At 34.9% G+C, this 18,433-nt stretch carries 19 protein-coding genes and 1 pseudogene; 3 read left to right on the top strand and 17 right to left on the bottom strand.

All coding sequences use genetic code 11. The annotated features are described in order from the left end of the window. Window positions 1–86 precede the first annotated feature (86 nt). From NSED_RS02525 to NSED_RS02500, 6 genes and pseudogenes are all read right to left on the bottom strand, one after another. The gene (locus tag NSED_RS02525; protein WP_014964674.1) at window positions 87–884 is read right to left on the bottom strand and encodes a uroporphyrinogen-III synthase; all 798 of its coding nucleotides are present in this window, start codon (window positions 882–884) and stop codon (window positions 87–89) included. Then, a complete protein-coding gene (gene cobA / locus NSED_RS02520; RefSeq protein WP_014964673.1) occupies window positions 884–1,624 on the bottom strand; it encodes a uroporphyrinogen-III C-methyltransferase in 741 nt (246 codons plus the stop codon). The genes NSED_RS02525 and cobA overlap by 1 nt, the downstream gene beginning before the upstream one ends. Beyond that, complete coding sequence (gene hemC, locus NSED_RS02515) at window positions 1,621–2,556, bottom strand: hydroxymethylbilane synthase (protein WP_014964672.1); 936 nt, start codon at window positions 2,554–2,556, stop codon at window positions 1,621–1,623. Before hemC ends, cobA begins: the two co-directional genes overlap by 4 nt. Then, window positions 2,553–3,832 (bottom strand): annotated as a pseudogene (hemL, locus tag NSED_RS02510) (glutamate-1-semialdehyde 2,1-aminomutase). The gene hemC and the pseudogene hemL overlap by 4 nt, the downstream one beginning before the upstream one ends. 23 nt (window positions 3,833–3,855) lie before the next feature. Further along, entirely contained in the window at window positions 3,856–4,539 is a 684-nt protein-coding gene (locus NSED_RS02505) for an MIP/aquaporin family protein (RefSeq protein WP_014964671.1), read from the bottom strand. Next, entirely contained in the window at window positions 4,539–4,946 is a 408-nt protein-coding gene (locus NSED_RS02500; protein WP_026090032.1) for an arsenate-mycothiol transferase ArsC, read from the bottom strand. The genes NSED_RS02505 and NSED_RS02500 overlap by 1 nt, the downstream gene beginning before the upstream one ends. A 46-nt stretch (window positions 4,947–4,992) precedes the next feature. On the opposite strand from NSED_RS02500, the gene NSED_RS02495 reads away from it, so the two are divergent. Beyond that, a complete protein-coding gene (locus NSED_RS02495) occupies window positions 4,993–5,292 on the top strand; it encodes an ArsR/SmtB family transcription factor (RefSeq protein WP_014964669.1) in 300 nt (99 codons plus the stop codon). On the opposite strand, the gene NSED_RS02490 is transcribed toward NSED_RS02495, so the two are convergent. The 9 genes from NSED_RS02490 to NSED_RS02450 all read right to left on the bottom strand — a co-directional run bounded on the left by NSED_RS02490 (window position 5,289) and on the right by NSED_RS02450 (window position 14,276). Continuing rightward, window positions 5,289–5,591 carry a P-II family nitrogen regulator gene (locus tag NSED_RS02490; protein ID WP_014964668.1) on the bottom strand — a complete coding sequence of 101 codons (303 nt, stop codon included), beginning with the start codon at window positions 5,589–5,591 and terminating at the stop codon, window positions 5,289–5,291. The two genes, NSED_RS02495 and NSED_RS02490, sit on opposite strands and share 4 nt — an antisense overlap. Beyond that, a complete protein-coding gene (locus tag NSED_RS02485) occupies window positions 5,588–6,667 on the bottom strand; it encodes a sodium-dependent bicarbonate transport family permease (RefSeq protein ID WP_014964667.1) in 1,080 nt (359 codons plus the stop codon). The genes NSED_RS02490 and NSED_RS02485 overlap by 4 nt, the downstream gene beginning before the upstream one ends. A gap of 53 nt (window positions 6,668–6,720) precedes the next feature. Next, complete coding sequence (locus NSED_RS02480) at window positions 6,721–7,707, bottom strand: inorganic phosphate transporter (RefSeq protein WP_014964666.1); 987 nt, start codon at window positions 7,705–7,707, stop codon at window positions 6,721–6,723. A 9-nt stretch (window positions 7,708–7,716) separates the two neighbouring features. After that, window positions 7,717–8,346, bottom strand: a complete 630-nt coding sequence (locus tag NSED_RS02475) for a DUF47 domain-containing protein (RefSeq protein WP_014964665.1) — start codon at window positions 8,344–8,346, stop codon at window positions 7,717–7,719. Window positions 8,347–8,469: 123 nt separating this feature from the next. Continuing rightward, on the bottom strand, window positions 8,470–10,080 hold the full coding sequence (locus NSED_RS02470; RefSeq protein ID WP_014964664.1) for a hypothetical protein: 1,611 nt from the start codon (window positions 10,078–10,080) through the stop codon (window positions 8,470–8,472). A gap of 98 nt (window positions 10,081–10,178) precedes the next feature. After that, a complete protein-coding gene (locus NSED_RS02465) occupies window positions 10,179–11,744 on the bottom strand; it encodes a 6-bladed beta-propeller (RefSeq protein WP_014964663.1) in 1,566 nt (521 codons plus the stop codon). Between the two features lie 70 nt (window positions 11,745–11,814). Further along, a complete protein-coding gene (locus NSED_RS02460) occupies window positions 11,815–12,600 on the bottom strand; it encodes an ABC transporter permease (protein ID WP_014964662.1) in 786 nt (261 codons plus the stop codon). Further along, complete coding sequence (locus tag NSED_RS02455; RefSeq protein ID WP_014964661.1) at window positions 12,597–13,595, bottom strand: daunorubicin resistance protein DrrA family ABC transporter ATP-binding protein; 999 nt, start codon at window positions 13,593–13,595, stop codon at window positions 12,597–12,599. Before NSED_RS02455 ends, NSED_RS02460 begins: the two co-directional genes overlap by 4 nt. A gap of 228 nt (window positions 13,596–13,823) precedes the next feature. Then, window positions 13,824–14,276: a PRC-barrel domain-containing protein gene (locus tag NSED_RS02450; RefSeq protein WP_026090031.1), complete on the bottom strand. Its 453-nt coding sequence runs from the start codon at window positions 14,274–14,276 to the stop codon at window positions 13,824–13,826. A gap of 88 nt (window positions 14,277–14,364) precedes the next feature. On the opposite strand from NSED_RS02450, the gene NSED_RS02445 reads away from it, so the two are divergent. After that, on the top strand, window positions 14,365–14,688 hold the full coding sequence (locus NSED_RS02445; RefSeq protein ID WP_014964659.1) for a nitroreductase/quinone reductase family protein: 324 nt from the start codon (window positions 14,365–14,367) through the stop codon (window positions 14,686–14,688). Here NSED_RS02445 and NSED_RS02440 read toward each other — a convergent pair. Next, on the bottom strand, window positions 14,681–15,409 hold the full coding sequence (locus tag NSED_RS02440) for an ArsR/SmtB family transcription factor (protein WP_014964658.1): 729 nt from the start codon (window positions 15,407–15,409) through the stop codon (window positions 14,681–14,683). The two genes, NSED_RS02445 and NSED_RS02440, sit on opposite strands and share 8 nt — an antisense overlap. Window positions 15,410–15,536: 127 nt before the next feature. Here NSED_RS02440 and NSED_RS02435 point away from each other — a divergent pair, with 127 nt between their 5' ends. Next, a complete protein-coding gene (locus tag NSED_RS02435; RefSeq protein ID WP_014964657.1) occupies window positions 15,537–17,753 on the top strand; it encodes a beta-propeller domain-containing protein in 2,217 nt (738 codons plus the stop codon). A gap of 1 nt (window position 17,754) precedes the next feature. Here the strand turns inward: NSED_RS02435 and NSED_RS02430 are convergent, their stop codons facing one another. After that, window positions 17,755–18,399 (bottom strand): hypothetical protein, encoded by a 645-nt coding sequence (locus tag NSED_RS02430; RefSeq protein WP_014964656.1) that lies wholly within the window; start codon window positions 18,397–18,399, stop codon window positions 17,755–17,757. Between the last annotated feature and the right edge of the window lie 34 nt (window positions 18,400–18,433).

Here is an 18,433-nt window from a genome sequence, read left to right as displayed (position 1 = left end):
AATCAACTAAATACACATTAGATAAATGTCAAATTTGATAATAACAAAAAATGCAAATAATGCAGATAATCATATTGTTTTATCAATTAATTTGAAAATGACTTTTTCATCTCATCAAAAGCACCAGCAACTGTATGTACTTCAGCAACAGTATTTTTGACGTTTAATTTTTTTAATTCATCTGAGGTAAAAGGGCCAATAGACACAACAGATAGTTTTTCGAGATTGTCAAGTAACGTATTCACATCATAATCTTTTGACATGATCTCAAAGAAACCTCTAACAGAGGAGGCGCTAGTAAAGACAATGCCATCTACTTTATTTTGTGAAAACAATTCACGAAATGCATTCCATTGAGTGGTATCTCTGAATGCACACACATCATACAAATGAATCTCCAACACATCAATTCCGATTTTGTTTAGCAATTCTTTCAGAAACGGAGTAGATGCACCACTACGTGGAACAATTACTTTTTTGCCAACTGCATTAATTTTTGTAAACTCTTCACCTACACCAACAGAAGAAAAAGTCGTTGGCTGATAGTTCACTTTGATTCCTTCAGATTCAAGTGCAATGGTGGTTTTAGGCCCTACAGACATCACCATAGTGTTAGCAACAGATAGTTGTAATTTCTCTAATTTTCCAGCATTCTTTGCAGTATCAAATAATAGTTTAACAGCTTTTGAACTCATGAAAACTGAATAGTCAGGATCGTATTGTTCAACAGATTCTAAAAATTCATCAACAATTTTCTCACCCTTGCTAACAAGTTCTATGGTAGGTAAGGGAACGGGTGTTGCTTTGTTTTGTTCAGCAAGAGAGATGAATTCTGCAGCATCATCTTTTGAACGCGTGATTGCTATGGTCTTTCCATCAAGCATTATTTCCACCCAATGGTATCTGACAAGTCAACAACTTTGCCAATTATGATGTTTGTAGGAGGAGTAATTTTGTTTTCTTTAACTTTTTTTGCAATATTAGTAACAGTTCCTTTGATCATTTTTTGTTTAGGGGTAGTTCCATTTTGAATAACAGCGACAGGTGTTTTTTTATCCATTCCACCTGCGATTAATTGCTTACAGATTACATCAATTCTAGATAACCCCATCATTATCACTATTGTGTCAACTGATTTTGCAAGATTCTTCCATTTAACAATCTCTTTTTTCTTTTCCGGATCTTCATGTCCTGTAACAAAGACTACAGATGATGCGTGTTTTCTATGAGTTAGAGGAATACCGGCATATGTTGCAGAGCCAATTCCAGAAGTAATTCCCGGAACAATTTCATATTTTACTTTGTTTTCTTTGAGAAATTCTGCTTCTTCGCCACCACGCCCAAAGATAATAGGATCACCACCTTTTAGCCTAACTACATTTTTCTTTGATTTGGCATACTGTACCATCAAATCATTAGTTGTGTTTTGATGTGTTGTGTCATCACCTACTGCACGTCCAACATAGACTTTTTCTGCCTTTTTTGGAATCATTGAAATGATTTTTTTGCTTACCAGTCTATCATACAAAACAACATCTGCTTTTTCAAGCAATTCAACTGCACGTAATGTGATTAGTTTACTATCTCCAGGCCCTGCGCCAACAAGATACACTTTTCCAGTCATGATTTATTCCATTCCTCCACTTTTTCTCTCCAATTTAATGCAAGATCATTAACTCCTTTTGCACGTAGTTCTTCCCCTACACTTTTTCCCAGAGATTTAGGATCATCTTTCTTTCCAATTTTGTTTACATGCAAAGATTGTTTTCCATCGACAGAGAATGCAGATACAGTCAAAGTCATCTCAGAGCCATTTGATCTTGCATATGCCCCTAATGGAAATCGGCATCCGGAATCAACATAATCAGAAAGTGCGCGTTCAGCCTCTATTTCTAAACGTGAATTGGAATCTTCAATTTTTTTTAACATTGAAATTGTTTTAGAATCATCTGCTCTTGCAACAATTGCAATAGCACCTTGACCTGGAGAGGGGGAAAAATCATCAATGGATAGAGGAGTATATTTTACATCAACTTCCAACCTAGATATTCCAGCTTGTGCCAGAACAATTCCATCATAGTTTTCGCCAGACGCTTTTTTAATTCTAGTTTCAATGTTTCCACGAATTGGTTTTACAACTAGATCAGATCTTTTTCTGGATATCTGAACTGCTCTTCGCAGTGAGCTAGTCCCAATTACTGCTCCCTCTTTGATAGTATCTAATGTAGAACCATCTGAAGAAATGAATACGTCATTTACTGCTTCACGTTTTGGAATAGAAGCAAGCACTAAATTTTCATCAAGTTCAGATGGAACATCCTTCAAACTATGAACAGCAAAATCTATCTCCTTGTTTGTAACTGCTCTGTCAATCTCTTTTTCAAAAATTCCTTTTTGATCTATTGTGAATAGCGGTCTAGCATCAGTATCGCCTTTTGTAGTGATTGTTTTAATTTCATACTCACAGTCAGGATTTACTTTTTTTAATTCAGAAATTACCCAATTTGTTTGTGCAACTGATAACTGACTTCCTCTAGCTCCTACTATGTACTTCAATTTTTCACCGATTTTAATGCCAAATGATATGCATCAAGTGTTTTGTTTAGATCAGTTTCAGTATGAGCATCAGAAAGAAAAACTACTTCAAATTGAGATGGTGCAATGAAAACACCATTTTTCAATAAAACTTGGAACATTTTTTTAAACTTCTTTGCATCTGCGTTCTTTGATGTTTTATAGTCAACAACAGGCTTGTTTGTAAAGAAAATTTGGAGCATTGAGGCGGTAAAATTGATCTGGTGTGGGATTTTCATATCAGTTGCCATATCATCTAGTGCAGTAGAAAATAACAGATTGAATCTTTCAAGTTTGGAGTATAGTTTGTTTTTGATTTTGTTAATAGTCTTAATTGAACTAATTGCTGCACTAACAGATATTGGATTTCCTGCAAACGTACTTGCCTGGTAAACTTTGCCTCCAGGGGAAAGCAGATCCATGATTTCTTTTTTCCCACCAACTGCAGAGATTGTAAATCCATTACTCAATGCTTTTGCTATCGTAGTCAAGTCAGGTTTTATTCCAAAATGCTCTTGGGCTCCACCAGGTGCAACTCGAAAACCAGTTACTACTTCATCAAAGATCAGAGGTATGTTGTTTTCTTTAGTAATTTTTCGTAAATCCGAAAGGAAATTTTTTTCAGGTAAAATCAACCCCATGTTTGCAAGTATAGGTTCAACAATGACTCCTGCAATATCTTTATTTTTTTGAATGGTCTTTTGTAAATCTTCAATATTGTTATACTCTACAACTAGAGTGTTTTTTGATACTTCTTCCAACCCACCATCAGAAACAGAAATTCCATTATGTGCAGAACCAGAACCAGCTTTTACCAAAACAGAATCATGTGCACCATGATAACATCCTTCAAATTTGATTATTTTTTCTTTTTTGTAAATCCACGGGCTAGTCGTATTGCAGTCATTGTAGCTTCGCCGCCAGTATTCATCAATCTCACTTTGTCAACTGACGGAAAGTTACCAATGATCAATTTGGATAGTTCAATTTCAGATTCTGTTGGTGTACAATAGAGAGTCCCTTTTGTTAATTGATCAGAGACAGATTTGATTATTTCTTTGCGTTTATGCCCTAATAGTAAAGCACCGTAACCATTGCAAAAATCAATGTAGCGTTTATTGTCAGCATCCCAAATGTATGCTCCATTTGCTTTTTTTGTAAAAAATGGATATGGCTCAAAATATCTAACAGGGCTATTGACTCCTGATGGAATCACTTTTTTAGCAATATTGAATAATTTTTTAGATTCAGACACCATTCAAGGGGTATTTTTGCTCATTATTATTCGTAATTTGCGGCCCTTTGTGCTTGAAATTTCTTTCTGAACAAAACTGCAACAATCATAGTTCCCACATAGGGGGCAGTCCAATAGAGCCATAGATTTTCAAAGGTTCCAGATAGTAATGCCGGTGCTAATGCTCGAGCAGGATTCATTGAAGCCCCAGAAATAAAAGCCAAAAATAGAATGTCTAATCCCACTATACCTCCAATTGCAACACCACTGAATCCTCTTAGTCCTTTTGTATATACAACATAGAAAATAACTCCCATAAGCATTGCAGAAGCTAAAACTTCAACGGGAAAAATTACAAAGATTGAAAAATCATAGTTAGGCGCATTTGCCCCAAGATTTGCTTTGTCCCCGATAAATGATAAAACAAAAAGAGATCCTAATAGTGCACCAATAATTTCTGCTGCAAAATAATATACAACTTGAATTTTTGATATGTGTCCTGTAATGTAGTAACCTACAGTCACGGCAGGATTAAAATGAGCTAAAGATATTTTTCCAAAAGAATACACACCTATTAACAATGCAATAAATGGCGCTACAGATGCAAAAGGAATTCCCAAGGCACCGTCAAAGAATTCAGCATCATAAACTATAGACCCAGTTGCAAACATTACAAGAATGAAAGTTCCAATTAATTCAACTGTAAAAATCTGCAAATTGGAATATGCCATCAGACTTTTTCCTCAAGAGATTTAATGAGATTCAATACTTCAGATTTTATTTTGTCACGAATTTCTCTGACTTCATCAATAGACTTTTCTTTTGGATCAGAAATGTTCCAGTCAAGTACATCTTTTACAAACAAAGAAGGGCATGATTCTTTGTCCATACATCCCATGTTAACAGTCTTTGAAGAATTTTTTATCATAGAGTCAGACAAAATCTTTGGTTTTTGGTCTACCATGTCAATTCCAATTTCTTTCATTACTTGGATTACAATAGGGTTGAGTTGTGAAGAAGGTGAAGTTCCAGCACTTGAAACAAGAAATCTATCAGGAGCAAATTTTCTAAAGAAAGCCTCAGCCATTTGGCTTCGACCCGCATTTTCTACGCATACAAATAGAATATTTTCAGGCATTTCTATACCACCACATAAATATTAGTTTATATAAATTTAAATTGATATGAATGGAGTCAGTCTTTTAAAATGCATATGTGATGAGACACGTTTTGAGATTTTAGAATTATTGCAGAAAAACAAAGAGCTTTGTGTGAATGATCTTGTAGAAAAATTAGAAAAAGATCAACCACTAGTCTCACATCATCTAAAGACATTAAAAAAATGTGGAATTGTCAAATCGCGTGATGAGGGCAAAAAGGCAATGTATACAATAACTAATAATCAATTATCTGAATTAATTTCAGTAGTTACCAAAACAAGTAAAAAGATTCCAGGGTTATGTTCAGAAGATAACTGCTGTTAAAATTTTTCAGCTCTTAATACGCCAACATCACTAACATACAAGACAATAGCAAAATTAGCAAACAGTGTTCTAGATATTTCCTCTACAACATCTTGTAGTTTTTCTTCATGCATAATCACTTCAACTTTGACATTTTTTTCATTTTTGAATCCTTGTCCACGAATACCGCGTGCACCATTACCTTCTACCTCATATGTGGTATATCCGGTAATTTCGTGCTTGTTTAAAATTTCAATAATATTTTTCTGGGCTAGAATCTCACATGTAATTGTAAGTAATTTTACGCCGTATAATTTCATATCCAATCCTTTATGATGTAATTGAATAAGTCTATCGATCCTTCTCCATGAACAAGAGTTGAGATAGAAAACATGATTGGAAGCAAAACTATGATGTTGTATGGGAATGTGATTCCCAATGCAGATGTAATGTATAAGCTAGGTTTTGCTTGAGGAATTGCATGACGCAGTACTGCAGGTGCTGCAATAAAGGATGCACTAGCCAAAAGTAAACCAAACATGACTGCTCCACCTAGACTTAGTCCCATGGCTGTTGCAACTAGAACCCCAATCACACCATTGAATGTTGGCATTATTATGGCAAAAGCAGTAAGGAAAAGTCCAACTTTTTTAATGTCATCTAATCTTTGACCTGCAATAATTCCCATCTCAATCATAAAAATTACAATGGCTCCAGTAAACATTTCATCAAATACAATTCTAATTGAACTGAATCCTTCTTCTCCTATGATATAACCAATAACTATACTTCCCAAAAGAATAACAATTGCCTTGCCAGTTATTGATTCATGCAATACTCGAGACAGTTTCGTTTTTGTTTCTTGTAGACCAATGTCAATTTCTGAATTGTCTTTAGAGAAAGATTGTTTTTTCTGACGAATTTGTTTTGATACAGCCATGTTTGTCAAAAAGATTGCAAGAATGAAAGCAACAGGTTCCAGAACAGCTAAAATGGCTGCAAGATATCCTTCAGATGTAACGCCTTGATTTTTAAGAAACGACAAACCAACTGAAAAGGTAACTGCACCCACTGCACCATATGTAGATGCTAATGCATACGAGTCAAAAATATTGAATTTTCCTAATCGTCGTAAAATCTGATAGTGATTCAATGTGAATATCAATGACAAACCAATGGCAACTAACATCGGGATCAACATGTTTTCAAATCCAGTATTTCTCATCTCTATTCCACCATGAAGTCCAATTGCAGCAAGAAGATAGATTGGCAAAAATTCAGAAATTGCTTCAGGAATTTTCAAATCAGATTTTATTCGGGCAGCAATAATTCCAAAGAGAAAGAAAAGGATTATCGGAGTAAGCAGATTTGATGAGATTAATTGTAAAATATCCATTTGAATATTTCAAAAAATTTTTGCGGAAATAAAAATGAAGACATTATTGAAAATCAAACAAACAAGTGAATCAGAAAAGTAAATCCGATTCCCATTGCAGCAGCCCCAGGAATAGTAATTACCCATGAAAATACAATTTGTCTGCTAACTTTCCATCGAACTGCACGTTTTCTTCTGGCAGCACCTGAACCCATTATAGTTCCAGTAATTGCGTGTGTTGTACTAGCAGGAATTCCAAATATTGCAAATATTGCAAGCATCAATCCACCACCGGTTTCTGCTGCAAATCCTTGGTATGGCCTTAGCTTGGTAATTTTGACACCCAATGTTTTGATGACTTTGTATCCACCAAAGAAAGTACCAAGCCCCATAGCACTTGCTGCAGCCAAGATTACCCATAGAGGCATATCAAGTTCAGGAATAAGTCCTGCTGAAAACAGAATCAAGACAATAATACCCATTGTTTTTTGTCCATCGTTTGCACCATGTGTCAGAGCAAACCATGCTGAAGAGATAATTTGTAATTTTCCAAAAGTTTTGTTTACTGGTCCAGGTTTTTTACTTGCAAAAACTGTAATTATCAATGTAGTTAGTAAAAGGCCAAAGATTATTCCACCAACGGGGGCGATAACAATTCCTGCAAAGACTTTGGTTAGACCGCCATAAACTAATTTTTCAAATCCTAATCCGGCTATACCTGCACCCATAATTCCGCCAACTAAAGAGTGGCTGTTTGAAATGGGCAATCCAAAATATGTACAGAGAGTACTCCATCCAATTGCTCCTGCCAATCCACCAACAATCATGTATACAGTAATGTCATCAGGGCTGACAATTCCTTTTGCAATAGTAGTTGCAACAGCAACGCCAAAAACAAAAGGTCCAATGAAATTCATTGCAGCAGATAGACCAACTGCATGTAATGGTTTTAGTACACGTGTTCCAATAACTGTAGCAACAGAATTTGCAGAATCATTAAATCCATTTACAAAATCAAAGATTAATGCAACTATAATTGCGCCTATTGCTATTTCTATCATTTAATCATCTCATGTGTATTTCAAAACAATATCTTCAATGACATCTGCAACATCAACACATCTGTCAGATGCAGTCTCCATTGTTTCATAGATATCTTTTAGTTTGATGATTTTGATTGCATCATTGGTCTCAAAGAGTTCTCGTATAGCTTCTCTGTACAAATCATCTACAGCGTGCTCAATGTCACTGGTATTTCTGCAATGCTCAATCATATCTTTTGGATTTTTGATTCTCTGTAATTTTGAAATCATATACTCTACTTCTTTTGTAGCCTTTACTAGTTCGTGGGCCATCTCCATAGTGTATGGTGGAGGAGTGGTTATTTTGTAGCTGTAAACCCTCGCTGCAATTCCATCCATAAAATCAATGACATCGTCAATTTTGGATGCAATTCTTTGCATGTCCTCACGATCCAGAGGCGTGATGAAGGTCTTGTTGAGTTCAGAGAAGATATCACGAGTTAAAACATCAGCTTCAGTTTCAAGTTCATGAATCTTTTTTGCTTGTTCAACATTACTAAGATCTTCGAATAAAACCACTACGGCCTCAGAGGTTTCAACTGCTTTTTTTGCTAAATCATCTAAAATTTTTAAGAGTTCTTTTTCATTGGATTTTATCCAAGATAACCATTGTCCCATAATTCATTGAATGAAAGTTTGAAGATAAGGTCAGTGAACATAAAACCTATTGTTCTATATAGTTAGAAGATCATCAAACAGATCACAATTTGATCGCATTACAGAAATGATGGAATAAAAAAGTTATTTCTGAACTGTGAAACCTGATCTCCATTGGTCAGTGTTTCTAAGATCAGAACTACTTTGAGTATTTGATTTTTCTACATTAAACATTGCATCATATGCAGGATTGTTTGGATGATATCCTTGGCATTCAAAGTCAAAAATATTTTCTAGTGCGAATTTGTTTTTGACATAACCCTCCTCAGTATTTGCATCTGTGGCAACGACATAATCAGTTGCTCTGCAATTTACAAAGTTAAAGCCACGAATTACTTCATCACCAGAAGTTATACTGATGTCAATATCAGCCAGGTTTTTGTTTGAAGTTCCAGCAACACCTTGAATTTTACGATTTTCATCTACAAAATTGTATAGCATTGGATAATCTCCAACAATTCCACGCAACTCCAGTGTAGGATAAGTAGCCTTACGAGTAATTGTTTCATCTCCTGTATCTTCAGTTGTAGTTAGGACAGGACTTTGTTTGAACATAGAAAATTCAATTTTTTCTACACCCTTATCTGTGGTAAATGTTGCAATTGCATTCAAGCCTTTGTCTGTATTTTGAATTGGTTCTACATATTCATTTGAGATTGAAGGTGCTTTCCATACAGGAAGATCACCTCTTAGTGCGTCAAAGTTTTGATTGATACCGCTCATTCCAGAACATGTAAAAGTCAATTGTTGAACTAGAACAAAACCACTTTTTCCAGTAAATCCTTCTTCCTTGTCTGCTTGAGTTGTGATTTGAGCATCAGATATGCGACAACTCGTAAAATCCAATCCTCTTGGTGTAGATGTTCCATTTGTAAATTCTACTAGTGCATCAAAGTCAATGTTTGAAGCAGTTGAAAGTCCAGATACTTGTCTTGATTTATCAATTGCCTGATACAATAACGGATAATACTCCAAAACACCCTCTACTTGAAATTCAGCTACAACGTTATCATTTGATTCCGCATAGCCTGAAAGCAGATTGAATACAGGAAATTCAATTTTTTCTGCACCATTTTCAAACATCAAGGTTACTGCAGTTTTCATATTATTGGCAAATGTAAATCCAGATTCACCAAAATCAGTAAAAGAACTATTTTTAGTTATTTCAAGATCACTGTCAAAGTTTAATCCACTGCATACAAAGTCTATCTTATCTACAATAGCAAATCCAACTTCTTTGAAATAGCTCTCATAATCATTTGAATCAAGCGTCTCAACTTGATAGTTGTCAACTCTGCAAGTGTTGTAATCCAGAAACAGTATTGATTCACCGTTTTTTACAAAATCTACATCCACATCAAAAAGTTTTAGTTGATAGTCATAAGCATCATTAGAAGATCTATACTTGTATGCCTCATCCATTGCTTTATGCAATAATGGAGAATTAGCAACAGTTCCTTCTACGGAAAACGATGTACCAGAGTTATCTGCAAAGTTTTCACCCATTTCAAATACAGGAAACTCGTATGTTTCAACTCCATCTCTAAATGTAAATGTTAGAACAGGAGTTATATCTTCAACCATATTATAACCCCCATTTTCTTCAGCAGATACATTTGATGTTCCAAAAGATACTAGTGTGAATAATGCAACAATACTAAATGTTGCAATGTTTTTTGCGTTCATGTAAGTCATTAAAATTTAAAATGAATTTTTGTACTATAAGCTATGACATGGTTTTCTATTTATGAAACAGGATTCTAGAGTAACCCTAGTAATTCTATATAGAAGAGTTACTCTTCACATGAGATTAGCAAATCTTTTTCTGAATCAGCATAACATCTATCAGAATTTTCACCACCATCAAGTACATCAGAACCAGAATTGGCATATAACACATCCATTCCTACTTGGCCTCTGATAATGTCATTACCGGAATTGCCCTTTATAGTGTCATTGCCTTCACCACCAGAGATAATATCATCACCATGACCGCCAAAAATACAGTCATCTCCTAATCCACCATAAATAAGATCATTTCCTTCCAATCCAAAAATCAAGTCATCACCATCAGTGCCTGAAATAACATCATCCCCAGAAGTTCCCTCTATGAGATTATAATCAGAGTGATTGTTTCCGCATGTATTTACAGTAATTCGCTGATATGCACTTGAACTATGTCCAGCATTATCAAAAGCTATCCAAACCAGATTTGTTATCCCAGGTTTGAATGCATCAGGAGCATTGTTAATTATGATTTTGATTCCACTTTCATCAGTAGCCGTGGCAGCTCCAGTAAATACAGAAGTTAGGAAATCTTCGGCCTCTACAACAATCGAGTCAGGAGCAATAACCACAGGTTTTGTTTGATCTTCAGGTAAAGGTCTTACTTCGGCAGGGACGACATAGTATGATTCTGCAGGTTGTTCAAAAAATTCTGTTTCAAATAATTGAATCGAATGCGTTGGAGAATCAATTACTAGTAGTTCGCCATTAATTCCGATTGCAATATCAGAAATATTCTCAAACGAATCAGGGTAAGGTCCATTTTGATCAGCTAGACTTAATTTCAAACTAGAGTTTTGAGACAAGTGCAAAATCCTATCATTGGCAGAGTTTACAACGAATAGATCACCTAAAGGATCAACAGTTATTGCCTCAGGGGAAAAGACATAGTTTGAAGAATAGAAAGGAAATGATTGTATAAACTTGCCATCAGAGTTGAATTTTTCGATTTTATTATTTCCTTTATCAGTGACATAGAGATTTCCGTTTTCATCAGAATCAATTCCAATGACATTTAGAAATTGTCCAGGGCCTAAACCACTAGAACCAAATGATGAAACAAATTCGCCATCAGTAGAAAATATTTGAATTCTTTGATTGCCTGTATCTACCACATATACAAGATCATTGTTTACAGTAATTCCATTAGGATAGAAAAATTGTCCCTCAGCAGTTCCTTTATTACCCCAAGTGTGAATGAACTCCCCGTCCAAGGAAAATTTTTGTACACGGTTAAGATCACGGTCTGCAACAAAAATAGAATCAGAATTTACTGCAATTCCAGAAGGATTGTAAAAATCACCTAATTGTTTTCCGCTATTTCCCCAATGGGTCAAATATTCACCAGTGCTTGAAAATTTCTGAATTCTCTTGTTACCAAAATCAGTGACATAAATACTTCCATCATCACCTACTGCAACAAATTGAGGATGTGCAAAATGGCTAGGCTCTGTAGGACCATGCTCACCCCATTTGTGCAACAAATCATAATCCCCAGATCCAAATGATGTTTGGGCAAATGAACTAGATAACAAAATTGCAGAAATTGTGATAATTGAAAAAGATAGTTTCAATAGTTAATCATGGCAAAATTTGAGAAACATAACCAAAGTTAGCTAATGTTACAATTATTGTCAATTTTTATCAAAACGGCTTGTTCACTTCACGTGTGAACACATAGCTTGCCAATGCTACCATGACAAGCACAAAGGCTATCAATATTCCGAGGCTCAAAATTATCGGGATGCCGCCTTCAGAGACTCCGGTCATCAATTCTCTAACAAGTAAAACAGTGTAAGTAACTGGATTTAGTTTGGCAATTACTGCAAGCCAATCAGGGAGTAACTCCAATGGGAACAAAGCAGGGCTTAGCATGAATAGAGGCATTCCAAGAAAGTTGATCATCCCCCAAAAAGTCTCTTGAGACTTTGCAGTAGCTGCAATCATTACAGAGATCCCAGAGAACCCTAGTGAAAATAAAATTACGATTGCCATAATTGGTGCAATCATGATTGGATTAGGAAAACTGACACCGATTGCTAAAGCAATTCCCAATATCAAACTAGCTTGCAATGCAGCAATCAAAGAGATAGCTGCCATTTTCCCTAAGGCAATTGCAGAACGAGAGATTGGTGAAGACAATGCCTTATTCATAAAACCATATCTCCTATCCCACAAAGTATTCACACCGCCAAAGATACTTGTAAAAATTGCAGTAAGAATAATGACCCCAGGGGCCATAAATTCAATGTATTCACCCTCAAATCCAACTGATTGAATTAGAGGTTGAGTTCCAGAGAAAGTATTTCCAATAACTATAATCCAAATTGCAGGTTGAATTAATCTAATTAGAACCCCGCTACGAGATTTTTTGTATCTTTTTAGCTCTCTCCAAAAAATTGTATATGTATCATATAGCAAAGTGTTCATGCACGTAACCTCTTCATTTTTGCATGTTCACGTTTTCTATTAAATCCAGAATCATCATCTTTGATCTCATGCCCAGTGTATGAAATGAAAACATCATCAAGAGTGGGTTGTGTTAAGGAGATTGATTTAATTTTGATTTGAAGCTCAGAGGAGATTTGAAAAATTTTTGGTATTACCTCAGTTCCATGGGATGCAAAAAGAGTAAGTTTAGTTCCATCATCATTTATTTTCTTTACAAATTCAATTTTTCTAATCTCAGACAAAAAAGAATCATGATTTTTGCCCTCATCAATTACAATTGAAATAACCTCATTACCCATTGCGTTTTTCATATTTTCAGGAGAGTCTATTACCTGAATTTTACCACCGTCAATAATTCCAACTCGATCACACAGTTGGTCTGCTTCCTCCATATAGTGAGTTGAGACAAAAATAGTCATATCAAATTCAGTATGAATTTTCTTGATATATTCCCAAATTTTCCTACGAGTTTGAATGTCTAATCCAACTGTAGGCTCATCAAGAAACAAGACTTTGGGTCGATGTAGTAACCCTCCTGCAATATCTAGTCTTTTTCTCATACCTCCAGAATAAGTCACTACAGCTTGATCTTGTTTGTCAACGAGTTCAATTAATTCTAAAACATCATCAATTCTTTTGTTGATTTCATTTTTTGGGATATGATTTAGCTTTGCTTGCAATAGTAAATTTTCTCTACCTGTTAGATACTCATCAACTGTCGATTCTTGTTGAACGTATCCGATATTTTCTCTAACTTTTTTGGGATTTTTTGTTACGTCAAATCCAGAAATTATAGCTTCACCAGATGTTGGTTTTAGCAGAGTCGTTAAAATCATCATTGTAGTACTTTTACCAGCACCATTAGGCCCCAAGAAACCAAAGATTTCTCCTTTTTCAACTGAAAATGAAATATCGTTTACTGCAACTACATCTCCAAATGATTTTGTGAGCGATTTTGTCTCTATGGAGTACAATAAATTGATCGCGGACCTCAATTATAAATTGCTAAGTATTGATTTAATCGATCCTCATAAAAAATTTAAAGACCAAATTAATACATCAGGACATGAAAGGATTATGTCAAAAATGTCACTCATCAAATGTAGATGTAATGATTCGAGAAGGAATTCCAGTCTGCGAAGTATGTACTAAGAAAGCAGAGTAATCAAAAAAGACTATTTTGAAAAAAGAAGTTTAAAGAATCATTCAAGAGATTTGAATTCTTCTTTAGTCATTCTCAGAATGACTTTTTCTCCAACTCCCCAAATTTCAGATTTGGATAGGATTTTAGAATGCATCAAACCATCAGATACTTCAATTGATTCTAATTCATTGGTATCAGGATTTCTATGTAGTCGTTTTACCTTACCAATTTTATGTCGATCAATATCAGTTACTGGGATCCCAGTTCTCACAGGAGGCCTGCTAAGAAGCAATGTTTCCTCAGAAAACTTGTCAATGTAATCTTCAGACAGAAAAAAGTCTTTGTTAAATCCTTGGTGGATGGTTACGCCAGATACGGCAAGTGTGTCTTGGTTAATGTGAATGTGTTTGACTTTACCGTATTCAATTCCCTCTCTATCGATTACTTTTTTTCCAGTAAAGGTATCTGCTGTGGCTATATTCGTAGGCATTCCTTCTAATTTTACTGACATGTGTGTGAATCCTAGGATTTGCTTATCACACCGAATATCAGAAATTTCTATCAATGGGGTTAAATTACTTGACTGCAAAAAATCACGCATGGAAATTAAAGAAAAATTGTTTCGTCCAATCCTTATCACAAAGGGGCGAAAAACAAGCAGAGAGCACAGAGTTATGCTTCGAGCAGTCAATCATAACGGAAAAATTTACTTTTCAAGACACAGGCCAGATGGAGACTGGTTTCAAAATGCATTGGTAAATCCACTAGTGAAAATCCAATACAATAACAGTATGCTCATAGGAAATGCAAAACTAGTTACAGATGAAAAACTAAACGAGGAAATTTCTAATCTAAAGTATCCCGGAGAAGAGAGATCTAAAGAAAAAAGAGTTGCAATAGAAATCACATTACAAGCTAACTAGATTTTCTAAATTTCCAGAAATAATAAACTGTTAGTCCGCCCAAAATTATAGTAATTATCAGAAAAGGTAAAAACAGTTCAGAACTTACAGATATTTCTGAATCAACTATAGTTTCTGCAACATCTAGACCACGTTGAGATAATTCTTGAGATTCAGATTCTGCAACCATTGGTGCAGATGCAGGTAGTGAACGTACAGATTCATCAATGGGTGCAGACTGCATATTATCGACATATTCTTCAATAGGGAATTCTCCGTCTGAAGAATCATCAAATATTGTTTTGTTTTGGAATTGAGACAATGAGAATAATCCTGAAAGACCAGTTGCAATACCTAATCCTGCAACTTTGTAAATATGACGAAATGAACGAACAAGTAATTTACTTTCCTTAGTTTTTTCTGAGAGTTTTGGGGGAACAATCACAATGCTAAATTTTGTAGCAGTGTAAATTTTCATGTCTTGGGATTTTGAGTTTTTCTCAATTTTGGATATTTTAACAATTCCTAAATCCTGAAGTTTGATCAAATGATATTTTACTAGCTGTAGAGAAATTCCGGTTTTTTGAGCAATTTGTGTTGCAGTTAATTCTTCATTAAACAGCAATTGTAAGATTTCACGACTAGAATCGTTTGTAAATAACTCACCAAATAACTTTATTTTTTCATCATCAGTTGCAAGAATCTTAATTTTTTCAGTAAATTCATCATTTTCATCAATCATTAGAAATGATAGTGGAAACCCAGTTTATGTAAGTTGTTTGGTAAAATTGAAATTTCACTAATCCTTTTATCTCAAACTATCAAGTAATAGTAATCGCTAAATTCGATGATTAAAGAAGAAAGAGAAAATGAACCCAAAAACAATAATTCCAATCACAGTAATCATTTCAGTAATAGTTACGGCAGGAATAATGTATACGGTAGGTTTTGAGCAGCAACCACAAATTGTGCAAACTTCAGAACCAGAAATCATCTATGTCGATAAATCAGTGTCAGGGTATCTCAAAGGAACAAATGAAATAAAGAAGATATCATCACAGCAAGAACTACAAAACATTCTGGAAGCATCCTCATCATTTGACGGAGGCTTTGATCCCAGAATACTCAGAAATTTTGCAGATGATGCAGTCATGATGGAATCTTCTGAAACCACAGGAATGCCAGTTCCTTCAGTAGAACCAATGCCTGCGGATGGAGCATCTAACAAAGTTTCAGGAGGAACTGACTATTCAACAACTAATGTACAAGTTGCAAATGTAGATGAGCCAGATTATCTCAAAAACGATTCAAAGTATGTATACATTGTATCACAAAACAAACTTTCAATAATTGATGCATATCCTGCAGAATCTGCAAAATTAGTTCTCAAAATTGCCCTTGACATTGAATCGCAACATATCGAAAACATGTTCCTCAACGAGGACAGACTAGTCATATTTTACAATGGACAAAGCGATGAGGAGATCATACCACAGTTTGACTTTATTCCAAGACGTTCTTACAGTTCTGTTACTCATGCGCTAATTGTAGATGTATCAGATAAAGAGAAACCAACTATTCTCAAAGACTATTCGATTGATGGTCACTTTAGAGATGCAAGAATGATTGGAGACTATGCATACTTTGTAACAAACAGCAATGTAGACTACCAATATCCAAGATTGCCAATAATCATGGAGGATTCAGTAAGAATCATGACTCCAGAAGCATTCTACTTTGATAACGTAGAGCAATTTTCAAACTTTAACACATTAACTGCAATTAACATTTTTGATGACACAATAAATTCAGAAACTTTCCTTATGGGATATACGGGAGCATTTTATGTTTCAAAAGACAACTTTTACTTGACTTATCAGCAAAACATGCCATATGGATTTTATGAAAATTCATCAAGAGATAGATTCTTTGATGTAGTTGTACCATTGTTACCAAAAGAAATCCAAGATGAAATTAAAAATATTAAAAATTCAGAATGGGAGAATTCATCTGCACAATGGAATGCAATATCAGAATTAATGCAAAAATCATACAATGAAATGGACAAAAAAGACAAGGAAGTGTTATTTGAAAAAATTAGGAATGCCTTGAACGAATATGATAGAAAAATTCAAGAAGAGACTAGAAAAACAATAATTCACAAAATATCAATTGATGAAGATAAAATAGAATATGTTGCAAAGGGCACAGTTCCAGGCAGATTACTGAACCAGTTCTCCATGGATGAGAATGGGGATAGATTCAGAGTTGCAACTACTAGTGAAATTTACACTCAATACGAAGGAACAGTTAGATCAAATGCAGTCTACGTGTTAAATGAGAACTTGGAGATCGTAGGTGAATTAGAAGAGATTGCACCTGATGAAAGTATCTTTTCTGCAAGATTCATGGGAGACAGACTGTATTTGGTGACTTTCCAGCAAATTGACCCATTCTTTGTGATTGATTTGTCATCAGACACTCCAAAAATTCTAGGAGAGTTGAAGATTCCAGGATTTTCTAACTATTTGCATCCATATGATGAGGAGCATGTTATTGGCGTAGGTAGGGATACCAAAGAAATTGATAACGGAAGGGTTCAGCAATTAGGAATCAAAATAGCATTGTTCAATGTAGCAGATGTGGATAATCCAAAAGTTGCAGACGATATCATAATTGGTGATAGTTCAACTCAGTCTGAAGCGCTATACAACCATAAGGCATTTTTCTTTGACAAATCAAGAGGAGTGTTATCAATTCCAGTTAGCGGAGATATCAAAAGTCTGAAAGAGAGTTCAGATAAGATGTTTGCACCAGAATATAATCGCTGGAGTGGGTTCTATGTATTTGATTTGGATAAATCAAATGGATTTGAACTCAAAGGGACTGTAACTCATTCAGATGACAGTTCACGATATTATGGAATGAATTATGCTAGGACATTTTACATCGATGATGTGTTGTATACTGCATCAAATGACTATCTAAAAATGAATTCATTTGATGAATTAAAAGAGATAAACTCAATCAAGTTTGAAAATACTGGAAAATTCATAGAATACCTAGATGAGGAAATAATACGTTAAACTATACCAAGTGAACTATTGTCGTGTGTCCTCTTCTATCAATTTCAACATCATTTTCAACTTCACTGATTGTTACAGTAAATGAAATCACATCACGAGGTTTAGCATTTTCTGCATAAAGTTTCAAGTTAAGATCAAGCATGTCAAATTCTGAAGTAGGTAAATTAGACTCATCTAAATATGCGTTACAAGTAGATTCAATTCTAAATCTGTCATCTTTAAAGTGGAACCCAAGCTTTGTTTTTCTTCCATCTCTTCCAGTTGCCTTTACGTTAACATTAATAATTCCAGGTTTTGTTTCAGTATAGCTTGATTTGTGATTTATGAATACCCCAATATTAAATGGCTTACCAGCTGTGGATTCTGCCATCTTTTGGATTCCATCATTCATCACAACATCTACTGCTTTGATTGATTGAGCAACTTTTGCAATCCATTCATTTGTTCTAGCAATGGTAGCACGAATACCAGCACGTCTTCGTTTATCTTCATCTTCGGGTAATTTGTAATAATCAACCCAGGCTTCATAATCATGAGAGATATCTTCGATAAAATCAATGCATGTTCGCTTGTAGTCATCAACATTATCAGTTCTCAGTGAAGCATCATCGGTTCTCAGACCATCAAAATCCATAGGCATTGCCATATTCTAAACTAGATGAAGTTCTAAAAAAACCAAT

The organism is Candidatus Nitrosopumilus sediminis (genome assembly GCF_000299395.1).
GTDB classification, from domain to species: domain Archaea; phylum Thermoproteota; class Nitrososphaeria; order Nitrososphaerales; family Nitrosopumilaceae; genus Nitrosopumilus; species Nitrosopumilus sediminis.
The sequence above is the reverse complement of the archived record's forward strand: the minus strand, read 5'-3'. Positions and strand labels throughout refer to the sequence as shown.

Bases quoted from the DNA above. Each gene is read 5' to 3' on its own strand.
- NSED_RS02470 (WP_014964664.1), bottom strand. From the start codon at position 10,080: ATGACTTACATGAACGCAAAAAACATTGCAACATTTAGTATTGTTGCA.
- NSED_RS02445 (WP_014964659.1), top strand. From the start codon at position 14,365: ATGGAAATTAAAGAAAAATTGTTTCGTCCAATCCTTATCACAAAGGGG.
- NSED_RS02505 (WP_014964671.1), bottom strand. From the start codon at position 4,539: ATGGCATATTCCAATTTGCAGATTTTTACAGTTGAATTAATTGGAACT.
- NSED_RS02440 (WP_014964658.1), bottom strand. From the start codon at position 15,409: ATGATTGATGAAAATGATGAATTTACTGAAAAAATTAAGATTCTTGCA.
- NSED_RS02430 (WP_014964656.1), bottom strand. From the start codon at position 18,399: ATGGCAATGCCTATGGATTTTGATGGTCTGAGAACCGATGATGCTTCA.
- NSED_RS02480 (WP_014964666.1), bottom strand. From the start codon at position 7,707: ATGATAGAAATAGCAATAGGCGCAATTATAGTTGCATTAATCTTTGAT.
- NSED_RS02460 (WP_014964662.1), bottom strand. From the start codon at position 12,600: ATGAACACTTTGCTATATGATACATATACAATTTTTTGGAGAGAGCTA.
- NSED_RS02500 (WP_026090032.1), bottom strand. From the start codon at position 4,946: ATGCCTGAAAATATTCTATTTGTATGCGTAGAAAATGCGGGTCGAAGC.
- NSED_RS02475 (WP_014964665.1), bottom strand. From the start codon at position 8,346: ATGGGACAATGGTTATCTTGGATAAAATCCAATGAAAAAGAACTCTTA.
- cobA (WP_014964673.1), bottom strand. From the start codon at position 1,624: ATGACTGGAAAAGTGTATCTTGTTGGCGCAGGGCCTGGAGATAGTAAA.
- NSED_RS02490 (WP_014964668.1), bottom strand. From the start codon at position 5,591: ATGAAATTATACGGCGTAAAATTACTTACAATTACATGTGAGATTCTA.
- NSED_RS02485 (WP_014964667.1), bottom strand. From the start codon at position 6,667: ATGGATATTTTACAATTAATCTCATCAAATCTGCTTACTCCGATAATC.
- NSED_RS02435 (WP_014964657.1), top strand. From the start codon at position 15,537: ATGAACCCAAAAACAATAATTCCAATCACAGTAATCATTTCAGTAATA.
- NSED_RS02495 (WP_014964669.1), top strand. From the start codon at position 4,993: ATGAATGGAGTCAGTCTTTTAAAATGCATATGTGATGAGACACGTTTT.
- NSED_RS02450 (WP_026090031.1), bottom strand. From the start codon at position 14,276: ATGTCAGTAAAATTAGAAGGAATGCCTACGAATATAGCCACAGCAGAT.
- NSED_RS02525 (WP_014964674.1), bottom strand. From the start codon at position 884: ATGCTTGATGGAAAGACCATAGCAATCACGCGTTCAAAAGATGATGCT.